The organism is Zobellia sp. OII3 (assembly GCF_002211465.1).
Classification (GTDB): Bacteria; Bacteroidota; Bacteroidia; order Flavobacteriales; family Flavobacteriaceae; genus Zobellia; species Zobellia galactanivorans.
On the sequence record NZ_MWRZ01000001.1, the window covers coordinates 1398048 to 1420909 of the forward strand.

The window sequence follows — 22862 nt, forward strand, 5'->3', positions numbered from 1 at the left end:
ATGGAAACAATAGAACAAGTATTAGAGTCAAAAAATATTCGTGTTACAGCAATGCGTTTGCTTATATATAAGTTTCTTACAGAAAAAGAGGTCGCTGTTACTTTAAGTGATATTGAAAATGCTTTCTCAAAAGCAGACAGAACCACTTTATACAGAACTATTAAAACCTTTGAAGAAAAGGCTATTGTGCATCAAATAGACGATGGTACAGGGATTACAAAATATGCATTATGTGAAAAGGGATGTAATTGTGAAATTGAAACCGATTTGCACTTACATTTCCATTGTAATAATTGCAATGAAACCATTTGCTTAACAGAACATAAAATACCTCAAATAAAAGTGCCAGATGGTTTTGTGTCAGAGAATGTAAATTTGATGGTAAAAGGTATTTGCGATAAGTGTAGTGTCTAATTATTGCACTTCCATTGCACTTACTATTAAAGTACATTTATCCAAAATTAGAGGATATGAAGTTTAATACTAAAATACCTAAACATCTAAAACAGGCGTATAACCAAGAATTAAAACAATACAGTTTCTGTTTAGAAAATAAGCAGTTTGGTAATGCTTGGTATCATTTAGAACGTAGTCATATAATAGGACAATCTTATCCTATAGAACATACCTATTCACATTGGCTTATGCTAAAGTTTGGATTTAGACAAAAAGATACGAAAGAAGTAATAGGTCAAATAATTAGGTTGCTTGTGGGTGGCTGGAAATCATTTATAAATCACGTTCCACTTGGTAATACTGGTGGAGCAAACGTGCCACCATTAAAACGAATGCCTATTCCCAATGACATTGAAAAATTATTAGATATTAAATGAAAAAAAAGAAAGTCAATTTAAGAGATTTAAAACCAAATTCAGAAGTGCAACACACGCATAATGATGGTCATAATCACGGTAATGGAAGTGCATTCAAAACCTACGTGCCTGCAATAATAAGTTTTACAATGCTTATCATTGGTATAGGTTTAGATTATTTTGATGTTTCATTCTTTAAGGATTGGATTCGTATTGCTTGGTATGGTATTGCATATCTTCCTGTAGGGTTTCCTGTTGTAAAAGAGGGTTGGATTAGTATTAAAAAAGGTGATGTTTTTACAGAGTTCTTTTTAATGTCTATAGCAACCATTGGTGCATTTGTTATTGGTGAATATCCCGAAGGTGTTGCAGTAATGCTATTTTATGCAGTAGGCGAATTATTTCAAAGTGCTGCTGTAAATCGTGCAAAAGGAAATATAAAAGCATTATTAGATGTTAGACCTAAAGAAGCCAATGTATTTCGTGAGGGAGATTATAAAAGTGTTTCGCCTGAAGTTGTCAATATTGGAGAGAAAATTCAAATTCGTGTAGGTGAAAAAATTCCATTGGATGGCATTTTATTATCCGAAAAAGCATCTTTAAATACAGCTGCGTTAACAGGAGAAAGCAAACCAGATTCCATTCAAAAAGAAGCAAAGGTTTACGCAGGTAGTATTAATTTGGAAAGCGTTATTGAAGTTGAGGTAACCAATAAGTTTGAAGACAGTTCTATTGCGAGAATATTAGACTTGGTTCAAAATGCAACAGCACGTAAATCTAAAACAGAATTATTCATCAGACAGTTTGCTCGTATCTACACACCAATTGTAGTGTTTTTAGCTATTGGTGTTACTTTTATACCTTACTTTTTTGTAGATGATTATGTGTTTAGAGATTGGTTATACAGAGCATTAATTTTCTTGGTAATATCTTGTCCTTGTGCGTTAGTGATTTCAATTCCATTAGGATATTTCGGTGGATTGGGAGCAGCTTCAAAAAATGGAATCTTATTTAAAGGTGCTTCATTTTTAGATGCAATGACCAAGATAAATACTTTGGTAATGGACAAAACAGGAACCGTTACCAAAGGTGTTTTTAAAATCAAAGAAGTAAAAGCAATTGGTTGGAATGAAACCGAATTTATGCAATACTTAATGGCGATGGAAGAACAATCCACGCATCCAATTGCTAAAGCCATTTTAGAGTACAAAGCTGAAGGTGAAGATTTTGAAGCACAAGACGTTTCTGAAGTTGCAGGTAAAGGTTTAAAAGGCATTGTAAATGGTAAAACAGTTTTAGTAGGTAATAAAGCCTTAATGACTGCGAATAATATTAATGTTCCAACGGAAACGGAATCTATTGTAGAATCGATAGTGTTGGTAGCAATCGATAATCAATTTGCAGGTTTTGTAGTAATAGCAGATGAATTAAAGGAAGATGCAAAAGAAACAATTACTAATTTACATAAAGTAGGCATTAAAAATATTATGATGCTTTCCGGTGATAAAGATTCCATTACGCAACAAGTCGCTAAAGAGTTGAACATCGAAAATGCTAAAGGTGGTTTGCTACCAGAAGATAAATTAAACGAAGTTGAAATTTTAAAGAAAAATCCTGAAAACAAAGTAGCTTTTATAGGTGATGGTATTAATGACGCACCAGTTTTAGCAGCAAGTAACGTTGGTATTGCAATGGGTGGTTTAGGGAGCGATGTAGCTATTGAAACAGCAGATGTTATCATTCAAACAGACCAACCTTCAAAAGTAGTAAGAGCCATTAAAATAAGTCGTTCTACACGTAAAATTGTTTGGCAGAATATCATTTTAGCATTTGGTGTTAAAGTTATTGTCTTAATTTTAGGAGCAGGTGGTTTAGCTACAATGTGGGAAGCAGTTTTTGCAGATGTAGGAGTAGCATTATTAGCAATTTTAAATGCAGTTAGATTACAACGAATGAGTTGGTAATTGTCCCCACAACCCAAAACCCAGTTTTTTCGTACCTCAAAATCCTCTGTCTTTTGTGCTGTTCCGCTCGCCAATGCATAATTGGTTTTATGTCATAATACTTGTATCCAACGCTATAATAGCACATTACTTGTTTTATTTAAAAGTATCTATATAAATAAATTAGTACAATAAAAAAGCAAAGAGCTATTGCCAACGCTCAAACAACTATTACGCCAAAAAACCAATCCCAAGCTATGTTACATAATAGCAGTTATAGGAGCAAAAATCCTTTCAATGGTTGCCTACGGCGTTTTATTATATTTTCGTCGCTATAACTGCTATTATGTAAAATATCCGCTATTCCAACGCTCACATCCGAACTTCTAACTACATTTTCAACAAACATTAAACAGTCGAACATTCAAAAGGGTAACGTTAATTTATTATAATATTCGTTATCTCATTCAACTGCACAAAACCATCGTTAAGTCCAAGTATTCCTTACCTCAAGTCTTTGTTTGTTTCATTTCGTTAGCAAATATTAATGTCCACTTTTCCCCACCACCCAAGAAATAGGATATAAAAAAATAGGTTTAGAATATGTAGTAATACGCCATAGCACATTACTTTTTATCGTGCCTCAAAAAAGCAATAAGCTATTGTCTAAAAGTCCTGTATAAGTAGCTTGTTTAAATGCTGTTTTATCAAACAACTATTTAAAACGCTACATATACAAACGCTTCATCCAACGCTCAAATACGAACTGAAACCTATTTTTTTAAGTGTTAATTCCCCAGAAAAGTTAAAAGTAAATTGAATCAAGTTTAAACCGATTTGAAATATTAAAATAAAAAAAAATGGCAAATATATGTGGCTACCTCTGCCAACCGCACAAGGCTATAAAGGTCAAGCCCTACGGGTTTTGAATAAAACTTTTTTTCAATACCCTTTTTCTTTTGATTTAGACATTCAACTCAAAAAACTTTTATCCAAAAACCTTGACAGCCTTACCCACGCCACAACAACTATGGCTATCTTTTTTCTTTTCAAAAAAAATAATGGCGCGAAGCGTAGCGAAGCAATTTTAAATTGGATAGCTATGTCAACTTTTGAACTAAAAACACACCAAGTCGGAAAGACTTACTCGAACCCTCATTTTTTCATTCTAAACAAAGGTCTAAACAGCGGAAAACCACTCTTAAAATCCTGTGCTAACTGTTTCGTTGTCACTACTACAACAGAAGAGGTAAAACACACACTTTTTCACTTATCTATGATGTTGCAAATAGGCGGTTTTTACGCTTACTATTTAAAAGGTAGTGTTATTCCGTTTATTTCAATAGATGATTGTAGGAACACTTTGAAAAACAGCTACAGCTCATTGTTTTATGATGCAATTCAGTTGCAAAAACATATTAATATTGTGTCAGCAATTAATAAAAAGGAAAAGGAGCTTCATAAAATTATTTCAAAAATGGCAGATTTGAAAGTATCATATATCCAAAGTTTATTTTCTAAAATGCAAAAAGAAGCAATCTAAAGCAACAAAATCCATATCAAAAGAATAGCATAAAACTTGCCATATATTTCAGCGGAAGGTACAACTTCGTGTTAAGTCCGTACCAAGTCCGAAGAAAATTATGTTTCATTTAAATTATTTATGTTATGGGTAAAATTGCTCAAGGTATTTTAGGAGGTCTTTCAGGTAAGGTTGGTAACGTTATCGGTGGAAGCTGGAAAGGAATTGATTACATTAGAATTAAACCTTCAAGTGTAGCCAATCCAAGAACTGTTGGTCAAGTAAACCAAAGAACCAAGTTTACTGCCACTTTAGAATTTTTACAGGCTGTAAAGCCTTTTATTAAGTTAGGATATAAAGGGTTAGCTGTTAAGAAAACAGAATTTAATGCTGCAATGTCGTATGTATTGAATAATGCTATTACAGGTACTGAACCTAACTTTGTTGTTGACTATCCGAACGCTTTAGTAAGTCGAGGAGGTTTATCTGGTGTGCTAAACCCAACGACTGATTTAGCAACTGCTGGAGAAGTAACGTTTGGTTGGGATGATAACTCTGCTGAAGGTAACGCAAATGCTACTGACAAGGCGATGTTATTGGTTTACAATCCTTCAAAAAAGGAATCCATTTCTTTACTTGATGGAGCAGACAGAACAGTAGGTTCTCAAATTATTCCAATCCCAACAACTTATGCAGGAGATACAGTAGAGCTATTTATGGCTTTTATTTCTGCTAATGGTAGTCAAGTATCAAACAGTATTTATTTAGGCTCTGGTACAGCTAATTAATGCTTGGTGTTTTTATTTGGAAACCGCTCTAATCGAGCGGTTTTTTTTATGCTATATTTGTTGCTCTATTTATTAATAGTTGTTACTAATCTTCTCTTATTATCCATTTTTTGTATGCTATTTGTTGCCCAAATACAATAGCACCAATGAATACAAGGGTAGTTAAATATTGTATCGGGAAGTAATGGCAAAAGGTTTTGTTGTCCACCGTTTATATATTGGTTAGCGTTCAATACGGATATATCAAGCAATATGCTTTGATATAAAATAACCTCTTAAGACATGGTCTCAAGAGGCTATTTACAGACTTGATAGGGCAATTGTTATGGGGTGCAGTTTACCTTGTCGTTTTCGGTGATGATGCTTTTTGAGTAGGGCCAAAACCTTTTTTTGTGACTCTTGAGATGGTAGCTTCGTAATGGCCAGGTCCTTCTCCCGAGGCATCGTACAATATGGGGGTAATAGAAGGGCCTATAAAAATTTCTTTGCCGAGATTGCCGGTAAATTCATCGGGATTCGGGGTTAGCAAGGCCCTTGAGTCGCAATCCAAGTACTTGTCCCAGTGTTTCCATTTAAGCTGTGAGGTTGTGCCATAGGTGGCTTTAACGTTCGAAATGGTCGGGTTTTTAAAGTAACCGGGAGATATTCCTAGTTCTGACTGTGATTTGTTGGCAAAACCTTTATCGATACGAACTGCAAATCCGCAATTGTTGGCCACAACATTCTTTATGTCTACATGCCCGTTTTTGATGGTATGGGGGGATATCATGACGGCGGAATTCCCGTTTTCCCCGATGATATTTTTCGCTTTAATATCGAAAATGCCGAGTCCTTCAGGTTGTAATTCATTGAATTTGTTTTCCCCTGTTTCCAATCGCAAGGTCACTCCGCCCTCACTATAGAGGTTTTTGAATTCTACGTTTTTGGCTACCTGTGCTTGAACCAAACCATAGCCGTAGTGGGTGGAAAAGGCACTAATGTTTTTGACCGTACCGTTGCGTGGTCCGAAATACTTGCCGTCATAGGAAGCTAAACCGAAAGTAATCGCTGAAAACTTGGTGAGTTGGTCCAATACGCCAAAATCTGAAAGTACAAATCCGTCCACATTTCCACATTGAATGACCCTGACATTGGTATTCTCGACCTCTCGTAAATCGACGGTGAACTTGCCGCAACTTCCGGTTATTTTTACGTTTTTCACTACGCCGGAGTTTACACCTAGATAGAAAACAGAGTAGTTTTTATTGTTTTCCCTTCCTATGGGCTTAATGATAGTTCCGTCTTCAAAAGATAAATGGACATTGGATTTTAGGCTTATCTCACTGAGGTAGTATTGGCCTTGAGGTATGAATATTATACCTCCTCCATCTATGGCCGAAACTTCGTCTATGGCCTGTTGTAATTGTTTACTGTCGTTCTCTTGGTCGGTGCCATCAGCTCCATAATCGACTACTAGGTTCTTTTGCACCCTGTCATCGTCTATTTTGCATTGTGAGGGTTCTTGATCGCTTCCCGACCCGATGTAGTCGTTTATTTCACATTGAACGAGTAAAGCGGAAAGGGCAATTGTGGCTAAATACATTTGAATTTTTTTCATAGATATAGATTTGTGGTTTCGGTGTAAAGCTATGATCCCGCATAAAGCCAGATGTATTTAGGGGTGAATGATTTGTATTTAGTAGTATATATCTTATTAAATTATAATCATTTTACTACATCTATTATAGGTCTATATTATCCTGTTATTAAGTTGTATTCTACGTGTGGGAACAGCTTCTAAAGCGCCTAGATTCAGGTGTTTCAAATTATCGCCATAAACTGAAAAATGCAGGGTTAAGATGCGCTTGATAATCTGAAATTTCCTTACATTGTATTTAGAATTGTCAATATGATAAGTTTTCCACTATTTGCAGGTATTGCCGCTGCCGTACTACATGTGGTTTCCGGACCGGACCACTTGGCCGCGGTTACGCCCCTAGCCATTGAAACCCGTCGTAAAGTATGGAAAATAGGTCTGTTTTGGGGTTTTGGACACTTGGTGGGAATGCTCCTCATCGGCCTGCTTTTTCTGGCCTTCAGGGAATACATTCCCATCGAAAGGATATCGGAGCACAGCGAGCAATTGGTCGGGGTGGTGCTGATCGCCATCGGGCTATGGGCCTTGGTCAGTCTCTTTTACAAGGCTAAAAACCACAAACATCCTCATGTACACGATGGGGACGAGCCCTACATTCATGTACATGAACACGATCATGATGCCAATAAACTCGAACACTCCCATCCCCACGATAAAAAGGTAAAACAGAACGTTTGGTCCTCTTTTGGAATCGGCGTGCTGCACGGACTTGCCGGGGTGGCGCATTTTATTCTTCTTCTCCCGGTATTGGGATTCGAAAGTCAAGGGGACAGCCTTCAGTATATCATTGGCTTTGGCATAGGTACGGTTTTGGCCATGACCATATATACGTTTTTATTGGGGAAGGTATCGGGCTATGCCAAGGGCCAAAGCAAATCACTTTTTAAGATGGTTCGTCTTTCGGGCGGACTCTTCGCTATTTTCGTAGGCGTCTATTGGCTGTATTTGGGACTCTAAAATTTCAAGTTGGTAAGCACTAGGCGGTGGTTGCCCGTATCGGCAATGATCAGCTTGTTCCCTTGGGTACAGATCGAAAAGGGCCAGTAGAGTGAACTTGAGGTGCCATGTAGGGTGTCCTTGTTTTCACTTCCCGTTTTAAAATCGCGCTTTCCGATGACGGCCGTGGCCTCGGCGTTGTGGATCTTTGGAATGGACTCGAACCACAATATCCTGCTGTTTCCCGTATCGTTTACCAAAAGGCCACCTTTATAAAAACAGGCATCGTAAGTCCAGTTTAAGGATCGTGCGTTAGGAAAGAGTCCGAATTGATTCTGCCCACAGGCATCAAAATCCGCTTGGCCAACGATTACGTCGGCCGGTTTTGAAAAGGCTTCTTCGGCATTGTTCCAAACGAGGTTTCTGTAGAACTGCGTATCGGCGACGACCATTTGCTTGTTGGCGTTCACTTTAACCGAATAGGGCCAAATGGGTTCGTGGTTTTCGTAATCTCGGGTTGTAAAATCGGGCTTTCCGATGACCTTATCGGCTGTTTTATAGTTGGTTTTGGGGATGTCATGGTAAAAGAGGATCCTCCGGTTGCCGGTATCGGCGATCCAAAGCCGGGTGCCATCGGAAAAAACACCGTAGGGCCAATTCAAGCTTCGAGCAGAAGGGTCGTTTCCTATCCCGGCAACGTTGGGCTGGTTGGAGACGAAGTCCGGCTGCCCCACGACCACGTCGGCCGCTTGGCCATTCTTTGTGGGCAGGGTATGCCAGATCAGCACCCGATGGTTCCATGCATCGCCGACGATCAATAGATTGCCGTCGCTCCAAATGCCGGAAGGGTAGTGCAAGGTATGCTCCGATACAAGTCCGCCCGAATTTCTTCCCGTTTCCTCCATGTCCGTCTGGCCCAGGACGACGTCAGGTTCCTGATACTCGGTGGTAGGCAGGGTCTTCCAGATAAACACCCGGTTTCGCCCTGTATCGGAAACAAAAAGATGGCCGTTGGCGACAAAGACACCCCGTGGTGCCAAAAAGGGAGTTTGCTCCGAACCTTTAAAAATATAGGAATTGCTAACGTTCGGACCTAAGGTTTCAAAATTCATGGATAGGTTTTTCTCGGTCGGTACTTTTACGGACATCTTGGGTTATAAGTGTTTGGGTTAGCAGATCCTGGGTAACTGTTCGCCGGGCAACATGCTGATGACGCGTTTTCCGCCTATGGCACTTTCCATAATCACCTGCTTGGGGTGTTCGCCGACGACGCTTCCAATGATCCGTGCGTTTTTGCCCTTTTCATCTTGCTGTAATCGTTCCAAAACCGCATCGGCCGATGCTTCGGGGACAAAGGTGATGAAGAGCCCTTCGTTGGCCACGTACAAAGGGTCGAGCCCCAAGAGTTCGCAGGCGCTTGCCACTTGGTCGTCGATAGGCAGGTCTTTTTGAAACAGGTCGATTCCGATTTCCGACGATTGGGCTATTTCCTTGAGTACCGTTGCCACGCCGCCCCGTGTCGGGTCGGTCAATAGGTGGATGTCCCCTCCAAATTCATCGATCAGCTTAATGACCGTATGGTTAAGGTTGGTGGTATCGCTTTCAATCTCGGAATCGAATTCCAGCCCTTCACGTACAGACATAATGGCCATTCCGTGCGAGGCGATATTTCCGCTGATGATAATTTTATCGCCTACCGCTATATTTTTGGCACTGATATTGGCTTTCGGATGTATGGGGCCTACACCCGAGGTATTGACGAATATTTTATCGCCCTTTCCCTTTTCCACAACCTTGGTATCACCGGTAACGATTTGTACGCCCGCTTTTTCACAGGCGAATTTGATGGATACCAAGATATCCCAAAACTCCTTTACGGGCAGGCCTTCCTCGATGATAAAGCTGAGGGACAGGTATTTTGGGGTGGCCCCGCACATGGCCAGGTCGTTTACCGTTCCGTTCACTGCAAGCTCACCGATGTTCCCGCCCGGAAAAAAGATGGGGGACACCAGAAAACTGTCCGTAGAGAAGGCGGTCTTGCCGTTGAGTTCAAGAAAAGCACCATCGTGTCTTTCGTCCAGGATATCGTTACTGAGCAGGTCAAAGACCCCGCTGTCTAACAGTTTGTTGGTCAATACCCCTCCGCTTCCATGCCCTAGGGTAATGACATCAAAGTCCAGTTTGGGCATGGGGCATTGCAGTTGCATGCGTATTTTGTTGTTTTCTTTCATTTTTTTCGGTCAGACCTCACGGGTCTTCGAGACCCGTGAGGTCTCATTTTTTCGGTGAGACCTGATGTTTTTAGTTCAGACCTCACGGGTCTTCAAGACCCGTGAGGTCTCAGTGAGGTCTCATATAAGGTCTATTATTCTAAAGTTAAACTTTTTTCCAGTTCCATTTTTTTGTTCAAATGGGCATGTACAAAATTGGACCTGTCTTCGAACAGCCCTAGTATAAATTCCCGATCGAGCTTCGAGGGCAAATCGGACAAATAACTTGAGTACGAAGAATACTTGTACCTTCTAAAATCATTGGTAAACCCGTGGTGTTCGGGATTCAAATGCACATACACGATCAAGTTTTTAAGGTAGTTTTCGTCTTCTATTCTCTTTCTTCGGAATCTGTCCCGAAAAAGACTTCCCGTGCGTTCATAGGCCTTGTTTATGGCCTTGGCATAGGAGTTGAACAGGTTGGATAGTTTTTGTGAAATCACCTTGTCGGCCACATTTTCATTGAATTTCAAGACGATGTGAAAATGGTTTTTCAATAAACAGTAGGCGTATATGTCGCTTATGGCATCGAGGTATTTGTACATTAATCGAAGGAAGTAGGCATAATTCCTACCTTCAACAAAGATGTCCTCTCCGTTGTTTCCCTGATTGTAGATATGATAGTATTGGTCCGATCGTATCGGTTCGTATTGCATTTGGATATGATTTAGTCTATACCTGAAACCCCTTGTCCCGATGGGGTCGTTATGCTTCAACCATTCCCGAAAAGTGATAGTAGGCGGCGCAGGCCCCTTCGCTGCTCACCATGGGTGCGCCCAAGGGATTCGTAGGTTTGCATGTTTTGCCGAACTGCGAACACTCAAATGGTTTTTTGATGCCCTTCATGATCTGTCCCGAAATGCATAAGGGGTTTTCGGGAGCTTCCGTTATACTGACCTCGTATTTTTTGGTGGCATCGTATTCGGCGTATTTCTCGCGTACCGCATAGCCACTATCGGGAATTTCACCGATACCGCGCCACATTTGGTGGCGCACCTCGAACACTTCATTGATGATCTTTTGTGCTTCTGTATTTCCCTCCTCCCGAACGATACGGGCATACTGGTTTTCGACTTCCGATTTGCTCTGTTCCAACTGGCGGATGACCATCAAGATACCTTGAAGCACGTCCAAGGGCTCAAAGCCGGTTATGACGATAGGCACCTTGTATTCGGCCGATAGCGGGTGGTACTCCGTATTGCCCATGATGGTACATACATGGCCTGCGGCCAAAAACCCGTCGATCTTGCTTTCCTCGTCATCCATAACCGCCTTTATGGCCGGGGGCACCAATACATGCGATGCCAAGATGGAATAGTTCTTTACTCCTCTACGGTGGGCATGCACAACGGACAGGGCATTGGCCGGTGCCGTAGTTTCGAACCCCACGGCAAAGAAGACCACTTCTTTATTAGGATTGTCCTCCGCAATTTTCACGGCTTCCAAAGGAGAATATAAAATTCGCACATCGGCCCCTTCGGCCTTGGCTTCCAAAAGACTCTTTTCGGAGCCCGGTACGCGGAGCATATCGCCAAAGGAACAAAGGATTACACCCTTTTCCGTAGCCAGGTGAACGGCCTTGTCGATCAGGTTCAAGGGAGTAACGCAGACCGGGCAACCGGGCCCATGGATCATGGTGACCTTATCGGGCAACATGTCGATGATGCCGTTCTTTACCAGACTGTGGGTCTGCCCGCCACAAACTTCCATAATGGACCAAGGCCGGGATACGGTTCTTTTTATTTCCTCCAAATACTTTTTTGCCAACGCGGGATCGCGGTATTCCGACATGTACTTCATAGTTCGCTAGTTATCGGTTTTGGGTAAATATTCATCAACGTCTTCCAGGTCGCCCAGTTCCCCGATCTCCTCGAGGTATTTGAACGTTTTTTGGGCCTCTTCCTCGTCCACCTTGCTAATGGCGACACCCACGTGCACCAAGACATAGTCGCCTACATCGGCATCGGGCAGCATCTCTAGACTGGCTTCCTTGGTGATACCGCCAAAAGATACTTTGGCCATACGCACCATACCGTCGTATTGCGATTCGATACTCTTTATTTTACCTGGAATTGCTAAGCACATAATTCAATTTTTAATATACTGATGGTAGCATAATTGTCCGAACGAAATGTTCTCGTCGTTACTAGACAATATACGATTAAATTTTAACTTGATGCCTTGTTTTTGCGCTAGTTGCGACAGTTTTTCGACCAATACCGAATTCTGAAAAACACCACCGCTACAGGCTATGGTTCCGCAATGGTTTTGTCTTGCCGTTTTTAAAATCGATAGGGCCAGGGTATGGATAAAACCATGCGCGATTTGCGATTTGGCGAGTCCTGCTGTTTTTGCCTTTAGGATGTTGGTCGTAAGTATTCTTGTAGGGATGTTTTGGTAGCTCCTTCCTTCCAAAAAATCGATGGAATCGCTACCCAAATAGTTTTTGGCCTCATTTTCCAAAAGCATGGCGGCCTCACCTTCGTAGGAAGTCGTATCGCCCAAATCCAGAAGCGAGGCCACGGCGTCGAACAAACGGCCGACGGAAGAGGTTTTTAGGGTGTTTTTCTTCAACATTGTATGATAGACCTTCCATTCGGTTTCCGAAAATTTATGGCGAACAACTTCCCTTTCGCTTTCGGGAAGCATACAGAGCAAGGACAAACGGGGTTCCTTGGCCATTTTATCCGCAGCGATCCAATCGACATATTCAAAATGGGCCAAGCGTTCTATCCTTCCGTTTTCAAAAACAAAGAACTCACCGCCCCAAATGGCACCGTCGTCGCCTAACCCGGTACCGTCCCAAACCGTTCCCAGTATTTTTTCTTCGGTCTCGAAGAGGCGATGCTCTCCCAAAATGCTGGCGAAATGGGCTTTGTGGTGTTGAATCGGGTACAGTTCGGCCTTCCATTTATCGGCCAGCTCCCTGCCCATAATACTGCTCTGGTATTGGGGGTGGGCATCGATCAAAACGATTTCGGGCCGTGTTTCGAAGAGGGAGGTGAATTTTGTGATGCTTTCTTGATAGCGCTGTGAGACCTCGTAGCTGTCGAGGTTTCCGAAATAGGGACTCACATAGGTGTGTGTATTGGGAACGAAACCAAAGGTGCTTTTGAGGTGGGCGCCCATGGCCAATACCTTTTGGTTGCCCGAAAGGGGACTCTTCAAATAATTCGGGGCCAAGCCGCGTGAACGCCGTAGGGTAATCCGTTGTTCGCCGGCAAAGCGCACTACCGAATCGTCCTGGGGAAAGGAGATGTTTAGATTGTGGTGTACAAAATAGTCGGCAACGCCCGATAACTTTTGAATGGCATCTTCGGCCTCGCAAATGATGGGGGAGCCATGGATGTTTCCGCTCGTGGCGATGATGGGTATTTTCAAGGCATCCATCAAAAGGGTGAGCAGGGCGGAAGAGGGCAACATTACCCCCAATTGGTCCAGCCCGGGAGCTATGGCTCCTAGTGTCAAATCGGTGATGTTTTTCTTCGGATTGAGAATGACAATGGGGCCGGCCGAAGAAGTAAGCGCCTTTTCCTCCGCAGTACCAAGTTCGAAGTCCTTTTTTATTTTTTCGAGGGATGGGTAGAGGAGGGCAAAGGGTTTGGTGGGGCGTTGTTTTTTTTCACGCAAGCGCCCTATAGCCGTTTTGTTGTTGGCATCGCAGCAAAGCAAATAGCCGTTCGTGTTTTTAAGGGCCACGATGTTTCCCGACAGAATAAGCCCAGAAACCTTTTTGATAATCCCAGGGGTGTCGGTTGCTATGGGGATTCCATCCGCAGTCGTCAATCGTAATTGAATGCCGCATTCAGTACAACTATTGGTCTGTGAATGAAAGCGTCGGTCGTTGGGGTTGGTGTACTCGGTTTCGCATTGGGAACACATATGAAATTCGGACATGGTAGTATTTGCCCGTTCAAAAGGAAATTTGGTGGTTATAGCATACCGCGGTCCGCAATGGGTACAGGTGGTAAAGGCATAGCCGAAGCGCCGATGGGTCGTATTTCTAATCTCGGATTTGCAGGATTTGCAAATGACAAAATCGGGCGTTAAGGGAATGTCGATCTGGTGTTTGCTTTCCGAGGGAAGGATCCTAAAATCGGAATAGGAACGCAGGGGAAGCTCGGATAGGCTGTGGGATTGTATCACGGAAATGGCCGGGGCCTTTTGCAACAGGGCGTGCAAGAACTCGGTGGCCCTTTCTTCGGAGGCGCTTATATGGATCAACACCCCATTTTCATTATTGCAAACCATGCCTTTTAATCGATATTGATGCGCCAAACCATAGACAAAGGGGCGAAATCCGACTCCTTGTACCTGCCCCGAAATAATGATTTGAAAAGTTTTTTCCATGGTTTTGAATACAGACCGACCTACAGACCTCACGGGTCTCTAAGACCCGTGAGGTCTCTCTTCAGGTCTCTAAGACCCGTGAGGTCTCTTGAGAGATTCCTTTTACGAAGACCTATCCTTTCTTTTGTTTCACTTTTTCCAACAACCAGTTGCACCATTCGTCGATACCTTCACCGGTAGTCGAAGATATTTGCAGCACTTCGATTTCATGGTTTACCTCACGGGCATCCTTGGTAACGGCTTCTACCGAAAAGGGCACGTAGGGAAGCAGGTCGGCCTTGGACACCAGCATCATGTCGCTGGTCAAGAACATTTTGGGATATTTTTTGGGTTTGTCGTCGCCCTCGGTAGTGGCCATCAGGGTCACCCGGTAGTCTTCGCCCAAATCAAAGGACGAGGGGCAGACCAAATTGCCCACATTTTCAATAAAGAGCAGATCGATGTTTTCCAAATCAAACTGGTCCAATACCTGGTGTACCATTTGCGCTTCCAAGTGGCAGATGCCGCCGGTTACGATCTGCAGGGCCTGAATGCCCGTTTCGCGAATACGGTCGGCATCCCGCTCGGTTTCGAGGTCACCTACCATCACGGCGATGTTTATCTTGTCTTTCAGCTTTTCGGCCGTTTTTTGCATAAGGGTCGTTTTACCGCTTCCTGCCGAAGAGGTAATATTGATTAAAAGGGTGCCGGTCTTGGCCATTTCCTTTTTGATGATATCGGCCACAAAATCATTGGCCTTGAGCAAATGGATGTTCGTGTTTTCACATTGCACGGTACCTCGTGCCGCTTTCGTTGATTTTTCTACCATTTTCTTTCCTTTTTTTGAGTGACCCTTGGGGTCGTAATTCCTTGTTATAATCGGCTGGCCGCTAGGCTCAGTCTTCAAATTCTACTTTGTGGATCAGCATTTCCTCGCCTTGGATCACATTTTTGCTGGGTCGGTCACAATTTTCACAGATAAACCGATAGTTCTGCACATCGGTAATATGGTTGCAGACCTCGCATTGGATCTTTAAAGGGGTCGATTCTATGTGCAGTTCCACATGGTGGTACCCTGGGTTGCTCAAATGATAGGCGCTATAGGCATTGTGCAAAAGGCGGGGTTCAATGTTCGATAAGACGCCTACTTTCAAATGAATGGCCTTCATTTTATTTAATTTTTCCCTTTCGAACTCCTGTTCCAAGGTGCGCATAATGCTATTTACGATCGATGTTTCGTGCATTAAATTAAACTTTTTACTTTTTCCAATTCCTCTAAATGCTGATCCGCCTGGGCAATCAGGTTTTTGTCGTCGACCAAGGTTTTGATCTCTTTGGCCTTGGCCTTCATTTCTTCGTATTTTTTCAGTTCTTCGGAACTGTTTTCGTTGTGCGTGAGCCACCCCAGTTCCAATTGGTTCAATAGGGTAAGGGCACGTTCGAACGGATATTCGCTTGCCGTTCGTATTTCGAGGGCCTCGTTGAAAAGTCCCGCCGCCTTCTCCAGGTTGTCGTGGATTTTTGCCGGGGGAAAATGCATCAGGGCCGTTGCATAATTGTGGCTGGCCATGGCATGTTCGTACGGGTATTTATCCTTGGTATAAAAAGCGAGTACCTCTTTGAAGGAAGAAGCACAAAAGGCCGTCCACATGGGTTTTTCTTCAGGGGATACCGGAATTTCCGAATAGATAAGCGCCAAATTATGGTGTACATCGGCAAATTTCTGCGGATGCGTATCGCGCTTAAATACCTTTAGAACGTCTTGGAAGGCGTTAATGGACGCCTTGTAATACTGCGGATTTCCGTTCTTTGACCAAGTGTACAAAAGAATGGCTTTTTTATACATGGCTTCCCCTAGGAATTCGGGAATATCTTCCTTTCTAAAATATTGAATCGCCCGGTTGATGAGTTCCTTCGAGGCGATAAAATCTTTCTTGAAATTGGCGATTTCGGCCGCATCGACAAGTAACATTCCCGCCTGTACGTTTAGGCCTTTTTCCTCGAAATAGGCAATGCAGCCCAGTTGCAGTTCATGGACCTCATCTAATTTTTCAGGTGTGTAGGGGAGTTGCAATTGGGCCATTAGAATGCCGGCCAAATGGCTGTTCATGGCATTTTTGGCATCGTCGGAAACAGCGATTTTCAGTTGCTCTTCCACTAATGGTTTGGCCTCCTCCAATTCTCCCGCATCCAATAACAAGTTCAGGTAATGTTTTGCGGTAAAAACCTTGACCTCGTCGTTTTCGGCTTTTGTTAGGGCTTCGATAAATCCCTTTTTAAGCTCGGCATGTCCTTGGGAGGGCGTCACGGCACCGTAATAATTGATAATGGCACTGTTGTGGGCCGAGGTGTTGTAGCAGAAATCGATCATGTTGGTCGAAATCTCGTAACCGAACTGTAAATGGGTCGCAATCAGAAGGTGATGGTACAGGGGTGATGCTTCCGAAACAAATTCAAAAGCCTTCTGATGGTTTCCCAATTTGTAGAAAACCAAGGCGAGCAAATTTTTGGGAGTAAACGGAATCTCAGGAAACACATAGGGCGGTTCCAGGTCGTACCAATCCAAGGGAACCGATAGGGTGTCGGTATCGGCCGTTAGCATTTTTGTGTCGCCTATATTTTCAGGAGCCTCGGTTACCGTAACCAGTTCATCGAGCCGGTCGACGCTCCCAATCGCATCTTGTACTTTTTGCAAGGCATCAGTTGTCGTTAATATCGTAAGCATCTTTGTCTACTTTTTGTGTGCCTCGGGGGTCTTTGGCCGCCGTCAACATCATGTTTCTTCCATAAATCTCGGCCAGGCGCTCTGTCCTATAATCCCCAATGGTCTGAATTAAGACCTGTTTCGGGTCTTTGGTGTTGATGAATATCAGCGAAACTTCCCAACGGCCTTTGACCGGGGTAACCTTGTACTGTACCTCGGCATCTATCAGCCAATTGTTGTTTTGTTTAGTCATGAGATAGCCACCTTGATTAAACGGGTCTTTTCAATAATTTCATAGTCAAGTTCCCTATCCGTCATATCCAGATCGTTATCTATCAACAACTCGCGAACGGCAAGGGTCTTGTCACCCTTTAAGTTACGCGTTTTCAATAGAAACTGCGTGGGTTTGTACATTTTTACGAACCACTGGCTCGTGACGGGCGTGATCAAAATAGTGCCCTGTTCCCTTACATAGGTTACATAGGCATATTGGGTTTCCCCAAAAATGGGGGCGATCAACTCATGGTCTAAGTAAATATGGGAAGTTTTTAGGCTGATTCTAGGGTTCACGAGGGTATCGGTAGCTTTAGGTCTTCCAAAATGTGTTGTACAATTTTGTCCCCGGCGTCTTTCACTTCATCGCTAAGGTCTACCTCTAGCTTCGTATTTTCTATGGCCACTAGGTACACTTGAATGTCTTCGGGATATTCGTCTTGCATTATCTTTTTGGTGTACGACAAGGCCTGGTCCCACTTCATGCCGTGCAAGAAGACCATGGGGTCGTCTTGCGGAGCTTTCATAACCTCTTTGGCGGGAACCTTGAACAAGGTGCCCACGGGTTCGTTGCTGTTAAGGACCGCATCTACCAAAATAATCTTATCGTGTCCTTTTAAGCCGAAAAGCACCTCAAAGGCCGCGGTGCCCATGTCAAAAATGCTGATGTCTTCCGTTTCGGGGAGTTTTTTTCGCAGTTCTTCGATGACGTAAATACCTACCGCATCATCGCTACGTACGGGGTTTCCGAAGCCCATTATGGCCGTCTTCATATGCTTTCTTGTTTTAGATATAAAGACCTCACAGATCTCTAAGATCTATGAGGTCTAAGGTAATCATTATCGAAATCCGTAATTATAGTTTAAATCGGGATAGTTCAACACCACTGTTTGCATCATGGGCATGTACGGTACATACCAGGCACGAGTCGAAGGAACGCGCCACGATACCCACTTCAACGGGATCTGACGGATCTTCTATCTCGGTGCCCAACAGGGCGGTTTCTATAGGTCCAGGGTTATCGTTACCGTCTTGCGGACCGACATTCCATGTGGTCGGCGCCATGACTTGGTAGTTTTTGATCACACCCTTTTCGATTTCGATCCAGTGGGCGAGGGCACCACGTGCCGCCTCGGTAGCACCGAAACCTTTGCCGTCTTTCTCAACAGGTTTTACGTAGAACTCACCGTCCAAATCGATTTCCGATAACCATTTTTCAATAAAGGTGTAGATTCTCGGAGCCTCATGTACCCTGGCCAATACCCTGGTAAATACACTGGGGCCTAGCTTTTTAATTATATCGCCAAACAAAGGGTCTTGAATTTGATGGTCTTTGTTGGCCGGGTTGGCGTTCATGATGGCACGGGCCAATGGTCCGGCTTCGGCGGCATGGCCGTCGTAACGGGGCGATTTGGACCAACTGTATTGGTTGTCAAAATCGGTTTCGTGCAAGGTCTGCGATTTCATGGGCGTTGGTAAGGGCTCGTCCCAAGGGTGGAGCCCGTCTTTTTGATTATCGTACCATGAATGCTTCACGTGCTCACTGATCTTCATGTGGTCGAACTCGTGATAGTTCTCGCCGTCGAAGAATCCGCTCGAGGAAATCAAGGCGGCATTTCTACCTTCGATGGTCGGGTTGTTGTACATGTCTTTGTGCAAGTAGGTTCCTGTTGCCAAGAACTTGCCCACACCTTGACCGAATTTATCCAATCCGAACTCGATTCCTGCACGTATCAATAGGCCTAGATCACTGTTTTTCTGTGATTCGTTCTCTTCGACCCACGCCAACATATCGTCCCAGGTCTTGATTTCCATGTAACGTTCAATGGAACAACCTAGCCAAACGGGTTCCAGCCAATCGTTTTTGAACTGGGCCAGAATGGCATGTGCCCTTGTAATATCCTTAAGGGTAGGGGCACACATAACACCGCCCGGAACCATATAGCTCGAGTGCGGCCATTGGCCACCGAACAAAGCGTATATCTGAACAGGCAGTCCACTGGCGGTCAATCCTATTTGAAAGGTTTCGCCAACGTAGGCGGACCAGCGTTTTACTACTTCCTTATATAAAGGTTTATCGGCGTATTTTTTATTCGCCAAATCGGTCGCGAAGATAGCGTAGAACCATCTGGGGATACTTTGTAGGGTTTCCGAAGCTTGGCCTATGGCCCTTAACAAAAGGGCATTGGGCGTTAGTTTGGTACCCCAAGCGGTATCAAGTGCCGACGAGGCGCAATAAAGGTGCGATCCTCCGCAGATTCCACAAATCCTTGGCGTAACTACGAGTCCCGATTGGGGGTCCTTGCCCGCCATTATTTTCTCGAAGCCCCTGAACATCGCAGCTTGCGTATGGGCACGGGTCACTTTGCCGTTGTCGATATAGACTTTTACGTCCAAATCGCCCTCAACACGGCCAACAGGAGATATATTTAATTCTTTAACTGACATTTTTGATTCTTTAAGGTTCGGTTATTTTGAAGTTTCCTGTACTCGCTTGTTCGAAGGCATGATCTTTTGGAAACCTGCCTCCATGTAATAGGCTAGTTTAGTTCTTCCTTCAGGAACCTCTTTTGGAAACGTGCCCATATATTTCATGGTTTTCATAACACTTCCCTTTTTGAGGTCGTGGTGCGGGAAACCGGGTTCGGTGCAGCCAAGGCAGGGGTGATTGGCCCTTGTCTTACTTGACTGTCTGTTCCAAAGAATGTTGTTACAGCTAGCCCTGGTCATTGGTCCTCTACAACCAACCTCATAGAATAGGCATCCGCCCCGTCTACCAAAGCCACCATCTACTTTTTGCGCAAAGTTGACCACGTTGGTACAACCTGTTTGCACAAAATCGGTAAAGAAGGTTTTTGGCCTATGGTAATCATCGATTTGAACATCGCCGATCCTTCCTACGGCAATGGCCACAAGAATTTGCGTGATCCAATCGGGGTGGGCCGGACAACCGGGGATATTAATTACCGGCAAGCCTCCCTTGGAAACGTAGTCGGCCCCTAGGAAACCGCCCTTGTTTTTCTTATGGAATTGCAATCCGGTAGATTCACTGGGGTTCGGAGGAACCGCAGGTATACCTCCCCATGTTGCGCAATCGCCGATAGCGACGACATAACCTGCAACTTCCGAGAGTTCTTTAATCCAGTCCATCATCGGACGGTCGGCGAAATAGTTCATCGTGCCCGTGTTGTTCGGGCCTTGGATCAACGAACCTTCGTAAACAAGAATGTCCATCTGTACCTTACCGGCAAGGATATCCTTTAAGAGGTCTTGAACTTGGTCCCCGATCTGTAAACCCGTTGTGGGGTGCCATAAAATGTTTAGGCCGAAGTCGGTAATGAGCTCAACCACCGTGGGTTCTTCGGCATTCAAAAAGGACATCGTGTTGCCACTGCATGCGCCTCCCTGCAACCATAATACATTTGCCATATTGTTATAAAATATTTGGTTTGGAAACATTAAAATATAAATATGACACTTATTTAGCAAAATAATTATGATATTCTCATTAATTTGGAATATATCTAAATAATATGTAAGGCTATTCTGATGTTTTGTTGTAAAGGGGGTGGATTGTAAGGAAATCGGGCTTTTTCGGAAGATGTTCTTGGTCTTTTGAGTTTCTTGATCGTCTGTGGGTTTGCGTCTTGGGTGTATGTAAATCTTCGGTAGAATAGGATTTAGAAAACCTGATTAAAATCATATTTTGTAAGAAATTAAGACCCGATTTTTGAGGGTTTAGTTTTGGTTTTATGGACGAAGAGGTTCACTAGGGTCAAATCATCACAAAAATTATATGTTATGACGTACGCACATTCCTTTCATATCCCGGTTATGGGTATAGGTTTTACTATTGACTCTCCTTTAAAAGTTTCACAATTCGGTATCGACTCGGTCATTTCGTTGGTCGATGATGTGCTCTTGGAAAAGCTTCGCAAGATGTATTCGGGCAAGCATGGCCTTCCCTACAAGGAAATTACGGATAACCAAAACGATTTTAGGGCAAAACGTATCAGCTCGTATCTCAATATGGTCCACGATCTGGCCCACGAGAAATTCGAGGAATTCAAGATGAGCACCACGGAAACCGCACAGAGCATCAAAGAGTACTTCCATATGCTGCCGGATTCGTCAACGTTTAAGCGGGAATTCAACCAGCTTACGGAGCATTGCTTCAATTTGACCGAAATCAAGGACTGGGTAAGGGAGCAAATGCCCATGGGGAGTATTGATGTGAACATCATGACGAAGGTCGATAAGGACAATTATATTAAAAAGGAAAAGCTGTCCTCGGAATATAACGATGCCCATGCGGCCATAAGAGGCTTCGCGAAAAGTAATTTGCAGTCTTCAGTAGTGCTCTCTGCTGGAATGAATCCCAGATTGTATAGTTATTTGGAGCAGTTTGATGACTTTTACCCCGATGCCGAGGGAAGGGTCAAGAAGAAAATAGTTCTCAAGGTAAGCGATTACCGTTCGGCCTTGATCCAAGGAAAGTTTTTGGCGAAAAAAGGAATTTGGGTTTCGGAGTACCGTGTGGAGTCAGGGCTCAATTGTGGGGGCCATGCCTTTGCCACGGATGGCTACTTAATGGGGCCGATTCTTCAACAGTTTAAAGATAATCGACAGGAACTGATCGATACGGTTCACGGGCTTTTGATCGGGGCGCTTGAAAGCAAGGGGCGTACGGTTCCTAAAAAACCGCTGCCTTTAAAGATTTCTGCCCAAGGCGGTGTGGGCACGGCCGAAGAGCATCAATTTCTTCTCGATAGGTACCAGATAGACACCGTAGGTTGGGGTTCCGCCTTTCTATTGGTGCCAGAGGCCACGACGGTGGATCAAGATACTTTGGACAAATTGGTAAAAGCGAAAGAGGACGATCTTTATTTGAGCAATATTTCCCCTCTCGGTATTCCTTTTCATAGTTTGAAGGGAAATACCAAGGATTTGGAAAAAGAGAAACGCATTTCTGCGGGAAGGCCTGGTAGTCCGTGTCCGAAAAAGTTCGTGGCACTGAACAAAGATTTCAATGAGAAGGGGCTGTGTACGGCATCGCGTCAATACCAAAATCAAAAATTAAAGGAACTCAAAGGTCAAAACCTATCAAAAGCCGAGTACGAATACCATTTTCGTAAGATTACCGAAAAATCGTGTACTTGCGTAGGTTTGGGAACGACGGCACTTTTGGCCTATGATCTGGATACCAAAATCGAAGGGGAAGGGGTGTCGGTCTGTCCGGGCCCGAATATGGCCTATTTTTCAAAGCTTACTTCCCTAAAGGAAATGATTGGCCATATTTATGGCAAAACCAATATCATATCTCGTACCGACCGCCCGAATATGTTTGTCAAGGAACTGCATATCTACCTCCAATATTTCAAGGAACAGATTGCGGAATACGAAAGGTCGCCATCAAACAAACAGAAAAAGCAATTGTTGTCATTTGGCGAACACCTTAACGACGGCATTACCTATTACGAAAACTTGTTTGGGGAAGGCCAAGAAGGGAAGGCCCCCTCATGCGGACATTTATTGGACCAGTTAAGGGAAAGCCGTGACCTTCTAAAACAGTTGCTTCAGGAAATTGAAGTGTTTGATGGGAAATTGGTTTCTTAGGAGGAAGTCGCAAAATATCAATAGCCAAAAACT

General features: G+C 43.6%; 22 protein-coding genes. 7 read left to right on the plus strand and 15 right to left on the minus strand.

Features of this window, described 5'->3' with window-relative positions; all coding sequences use genetic code 11:
- From B4Q04_RS05800 to B4Q04_RS05820, 5 genes are all read left to right on the plus strand, one after another.
- Window positions 1-414: a Fur family transcriptional regulator gene (locus B4Q04_RS05800; protein WP_088696233.1), complete on the plus strand. Its 414-nt coding sequence runs from the start codon at window positions 1-3 to the stop codon at window positions 412-414.
- A 56-nt stretch (window positions 415-470) separates the two neighbouring features.
- Complete coding sequence (locus B4Q04_RS05805; protein ID WP_013622781.1) at window positions 471-833, plus strand: DUF3703 domain-containing protein; 363 nt, start codon at window positions 471-473, stop codon at window positions 831-833.
- Window positions 830-2776, plus strand: coding sequence for a heavy metal translocating P-type ATPase (locus B4Q04_RS05810; protein WP_088696234.1), 1947 nt, complete (start codon window positions 830-832; stop codon window positions 2774-2776). The genes B4Q04_RS05805 and B4Q04_RS05810 overlap by 4 nt, the downstream gene beginning before the upstream one ends.
- A gap of 850 nt (window positions 2777-3626) precedes the next feature.
- On the plus strand, window positions 3627-4298 hold the full coding sequence (locus tag B4Q04_RS05815) for a DUF6943 family protein (RefSeq protein ID WP_236630971.1): 672 nt from the start codon (window positions 3627-3629) through the stop codon (window positions 4296-4298).
- Window positions 4299-4423: 125 nt separating this feature from the next.
- Window positions 4424-5065: a DUF6266 family protein gene (locus B4Q04_RS05820; RefSeq protein WP_088696235.1), complete on the plus strand. Its 642-nt coding sequence runs from the start codon at window positions 4424-4426 to the stop codon at window positions 5063-5065.
- 337 nt (window positions 5066-5402) lie between these two features.
- On the opposite strand, the gene B4Q04_RS05825 is transcribed toward B4Q04_RS05820, so the two are convergent.
- Window positions 5403-6662 carry a glycosyl hydrolase family 28-related protein gene (locus tag B4Q04_RS05825; RefSeq protein WP_088696236.1) on the minus strand — a complete coding sequence of 420 codons (1260 nt, stop codon included), beginning with the start codon at window positions 6660-6662 and terminating at the stop codon, window positions 5403-5405.
- A gap of 291 nt (window positions 6663-6953) precedes the next feature.
- Here B4Q04_RS05825 and B4Q04_RS05830 point away from each other — a divergent pair, with 291 nt between their 5' ends.
- Complete coding sequence (locus tag B4Q04_RS05830; protein ID WP_013993513.1) at window positions 6954-7658, plus strand: sulfite exporter TauE/SafE family protein; 705 nt, start codon at window positions 6954-6956, stop codon at window positions 7656-7658.
- On the opposite strand, the gene B4Q04_RS05835 is transcribed toward B4Q04_RS05830, so the two are convergent.
- The 14 genes from B4Q04_RS05835 to B4Q04_RS05900 form a co-directional block, all read right to left on the minus strand.
- Window positions 7655-8785 (minus strand): hypothetical protein, encoded by a 1131-nt coding sequence (locus B4Q04_RS05835; RefSeq protein WP_088696237.1) that lies wholly within the window; start codon window positions 8783-8785, stop codon window positions 7655-7657. The genes B4Q04_RS05830 and B4Q04_RS05835 overlap by 4 nt on opposite strands.
- A gap of 21 nt (window positions 8786-8806) precedes the next feature.
- Window positions 8807-9868, minus strand: coding sequence for a hydrogenase expression/formation protein HypE (gene hypE / locus B4Q04_RS05840; protein WP_236630972.1), 1062 nt, complete (start codon window positions 9866-9868; stop codon window positions 8807-8809).
- 134 nt (window positions 9869-10002) lie between these two features.
- Window positions 10003-10563, minus strand: coding sequence for a transposase (locus B4Q04_RS05845; RefSeq protein ID WP_013993516.1), 561 nt, complete (start codon window positions 10561-10563; stop codon window positions 10003-10005).
- A gap of 49 nt (window positions 10564-10612) precedes the next feature.
- Window positions 10613-11707: a hydrogenase formation protein HypD gene (hypD, locus tag B4Q04_RS05850; protein WP_088696238.1), complete on the minus strand. Its 1095-nt coding sequence runs from the start codon at window positions 11705-11707 to the stop codon at window positions 10613-10615.
- A gap of 6 nt (window positions 11708-11713) precedes the next feature.
- Window positions 11714-11992, minus strand: a complete 279-nt coding sequence (locus tag B4Q04_RS05855) for a HypC/HybG/HupF family hydrogenase formation chaperone (protein WP_013993518.1) — start codon at window positions 11990-11992, stop codon at window positions 11714-11716.
- 3 nt (window positions 11993-11995) lie between these two features.
- Window positions 11996-14257, minus strand: a complete 2262-nt coding sequence (gene hypF / locus B4Q04_RS05860) for a carbamoyltransferase HypF (RefSeq protein WP_088696239.1) — start codon at window positions 14255-14257, stop codon at window positions 11996-11998.
- Window positions 14258-14369: 112 nt separating this feature from the next.
- Window positions 14370-15065 (minus strand): hydrogenase nickel incorporation protein HypB, encoded by a 696-nt coding sequence (gene hypB, locus B4Q04_RS05865; protein WP_013993520.1) that lies wholly within the window; start codon window positions 15063-15065, stop codon window positions 14370-14372.
- Window positions 15066-15132: 67 nt separating this feature from the next.
- Window positions 15133-15480, minus strand: a complete 348-nt coding sequence (locus tag B4Q04_RS05870; protein WP_013993521.1) for a hydrogenase maturation nickel metallochaperone HypA — start codon at window positions 15478-15480, stop codon at window positions 15133-15135.
- Window positions 15480-16961 carry a hypothetical protein gene (locus tag B4Q04_RS05875; protein ID WP_123772337.1) on the minus strand — a complete coding sequence of 494 codons (1482 nt, stop codon included), beginning with the start codon at window positions 16959-16961 and terminating at the stop codon, window positions 15480-15482. Before B4Q04_RS05875 ends, B4Q04_RS05870 begins: the two co-directional genes overlap by 1 nt.
- Window positions 16936-17193 (minus strand): hypothetical protein, encoded by a 258-nt coding sequence (locus B4Q04_RS05880; protein ID WP_013993523.1) that lies wholly within the window; start codon window positions 17191-17193, stop codon window positions 16936-16938. The genes B4Q04_RS05875 and B4Q04_RS05880 overlap by 26 nt, the downstream gene beginning before the upstream one ends.
- Window positions 17190-17510, minus strand: a complete 321-nt coding sequence (locus B4Q04_RS05885) for a hypothetical protein (protein ID WP_088696241.1) — start codon at window positions 17508-17510, stop codon at window positions 17190-17192. The genes B4Q04_RS05880 and B4Q04_RS05885 overlap by 4 nt, the downstream gene beginning before the upstream one ends.
- Complete coding sequence (locus tag B4Q04_RS05890; RefSeq protein ID WP_088696242.1) at window positions 17507-17986, minus strand: hydrogenase maturation protease; 480 nt, start codon at window positions 17984-17986, stop codon at window positions 17507-17509. The genes B4Q04_RS05885 and B4Q04_RS05890 overlap by 4 nt, the downstream gene beginning before the upstream one ends.
- A gap of 82 nt (window positions 17987-18068) precedes the next feature.
- Window positions 18069-19661 (minus strand): nickel-dependent hydrogenase large subunit, encoded by a 1593-nt coding sequence (locus B4Q04_RS05895; RefSeq protein ID WP_088696243.1) that lies wholly within the window; start codon window positions 19659-19661, stop codon window positions 18069-18071.
- Window positions 19662-19682: 21 nt separating this feature from the next.
- Window positions 19683-20642, minus strand: a complete 960-nt coding sequence (locus B4Q04_RS05900) for a hydrogenase (RefSeq protein ID WP_046287861.1) — start codon at window positions 20640-20642, stop codon at window positions 19683-19685.
- Window positions 20643-21014: 372 nt separating this feature from the next.
- Between B4Q04_RS05900 and B4Q04_RS05905 the strand changes: the two genes are divergently transcribed.
- Window positions 21015-22829: a hypothetical protein gene (locus B4Q04_RS05905; RefSeq protein WP_088696244.1), complete on the plus strand. Its 1815-nt coding sequence runs from the start codon at window positions 21015-21017 to the stop codon at window positions 22827-22829.
- Window positions 22830-22862: the final 33 nt, after the last annotated feature.

Excerpts from the sequence above, each read along its gene's own strand:
- B4Q04_RS05800 (WP_088696233.1), top strand. The coding sequence starts at position 1 with ATGGAAACAATAGAACAAGTATTAGAGTCAAAAAATATTCGTGTTACA.
- B4Q04_RS05805 (WP_013622781.1), top strand. The coding sequence starts at position 471 with ATGAAGTTTAATACTAAAATACCTAAACATCTAAAACAGGCGTATAAC.
- B4Q04_RS05810 (WP_088696234.1), top strand. The coding sequence starts at position 830 with ATGAAAAAAAAGAAAGTCAATTTAAGAGATTTAAAACCAAATTCAGAA.
- B4Q04_RS05815 (WP_236630971.1), top strand. The coding sequence starts at position 3,627 with ATGTGGCTACCTCTGCCAACCGCACAAGGCTATAAAGGTCAAGCCCTA.
- B4Q04_RS05820 (WP_088696235.1), top strand. The coding sequence starts at position 4,424 with ATGGGTAAAATTGCTCAAGGTATTTTAGGAGGTCTTTCAGGTAAGGTT.
- B4Q04_RS05825 (WP_088696236.1), bottom strand. The coding sequence starts at position 6,662 with ATGAAAAAAATTCAAATGTATTTAGCCACAATTGCCCTTTCCGCTTTA.
- B4Q04_RS05830 (WP_013993513.1), top strand. The coding sequence starts at position 6,954 with ATGATAAGTTTTCCACTATTTGCAGGTATTGCCGCTGCCGTACTACAT.
- B4Q04_RS05835 (WP_088696237.1), bottom strand. The coding sequence starts at position 8,785 with ATGTCCGTAAAAGTACCGACCGAGAAAAACCTATCCATGAATTTTGAA.
- hypE (WP_236630972.1), bottom strand. The coding sequence starts at position 9,868 with ATGAAAGAAAACAACAAAATACGCATGCAACTGCAATGCCCCATGCCC.
- B4Q04_RS05845 (WP_013993516.1), bottom strand. The coding sequence starts at position 10,563 with ATGCAATACGAACCGATACGATCGGACCAATACTATCATATCTACAAT.
- hypD (WP_088696238.1), bottom strand. The coding sequence starts at position 11,707 with ATGAAGTACATGTCGGAATACCGCGATCCCGCGTTGGCAAAAAAGTAT.
- B4Q04_RS05855 (WP_013993518.1), bottom strand. The coding sequence starts at position 11,992 with ATGTGCTTAGCAATTCCAGGTAAAATAAAGAGTATCGAATCGCAATAC.
- hypF (WP_088696239.1), bottom strand. The coding sequence starts at position 14,257 with ATGGAAAAAACTTTTCAAATCATTATTTCGGGGCAGGTACAAGGAGTC.
- hypB (WP_013993520.1), bottom strand. The coding sequence starts at position 15,065 with ATGGTAGAAAAATCAACGAAAGCGGCACGAGGTACCGTGCAATGTGAA.
- B4Q04_RS05870 (WP_013993521.1), bottom strand. The coding sequence starts at position 15,480 with ATGCACGAAACATCGATCGTAAATAGCATTATGCGCACCTTGGAACAG.
- B4Q04_RS05875 (WP_123772337.1), bottom strand. The coding sequence starts at position 16,961 with ATGCTTACGATATTAACGACAACTGATGCCTTGCAAAAAGTACAAGAT.
- B4Q04_RS05880 (WP_013993523.1), bottom strand. The coding sequence starts at position 17,193 with ATGACTAAACAAAACAACAATTGGCTGATAGATGCCGAGGTACAGTAC.
- B4Q04_RS05890 (WP_088696242.1), bottom strand. The coding sequence starts at position 17,986 with ATGAAGACGGCCATAATGGGCTTCGGAAACCCCGTACGTAGCGATGAT.
- B4Q04_RS05895 (WP_088696243.1), bottom strand. The coding sequence starts at position 19,661 with ATGTCAGTTAAAGAATTAAATATATCTCCTGTTGGCCGTGTTGAGGGC.
- B4Q04_RS05900 (WP_046287861.1), bottom strand. The coding sequence starts at position 20,642 with ATGGCAAATGTATTATGGTTGCAGGGAGGCGCATGCAGTGGCAACACG.
- B4Q04_RS05905 (WP_088696244.1), top strand. The coding sequence starts at position 21,015 with ATGACGTACGCACATTCCTTTCATATCCCGGTTATGGGTATAGGTTTT.